Annotated in this window: 1 rRNA gene; it reads right to left on the reverse strand. The window is 63.9% G+C overall.

Features of this window, described 5'->3' with window-relative positions:
- A 23S ribosomal RNA gene (locus ACTM82_RS09030) occupies nt 1-568 on the reverse strand; the annotation flags it as partial.

The following is a 568-nucleotide window of genomic DNA, read 5'->3' on the forward strand; positions in this document are numbered from 1 at the left end:
ACCCACCTGTGTCGGTTTGCGGTACGGGCGCGCACGCGCCTGCCTAGGGGTTTTTCTAGGGACCTCGGGCTCACTCGCTTCGCTTAAGTGCTTCGTCCGGAGCCTCGCCCTGTGCGCGGACCGGATTTCCCTGGTCCGCGGGCCGCGCTCCATCACGGGGACGTCCAGAACCCCGCCGAGCCACCCCCATCCGTCGCCCCGTCGGTCGTAGCGCCGCGTGCGCGGTGCAGGAATGTCTGCCTGCTGCGCGTCGGCTACGCCTCCCGGCCTCGCCTTAGCCCCCGACTGACCCTGGGAGGATTAGCCTTGCCCAGGAAACCTCGGGTTCACGGCGGACGAGTTACTCTCTCGTCTCTCGCTACTCATGCCAGCATTCTCACTCCCATGCGCTCCACCGTCGGTCGCCCTCCGGCTTCTCCGCCCATGGGAAGCTCCCCTACCGATTCTAATGAATTAAAATCCCGCCGCTTCGGTGTCCAGCTTAGCCCCGTGTATTGTCGGCGCATGTCCACTCGACCAGTGAGCTGTTACGCACTCTTTGAATGCATGGCTGCTTCTAAGCCAACAT

It is taken from the genome of Collinsella sp. HCP3S3_E5 (assembly GCF_052067635.1).
Taxonomy (GTDB): domain Bacteria; phylum Actinomycetota; class Coriobacteriia; order Coriobacteriales; family Coriobacteriaceae; genus Collinsella.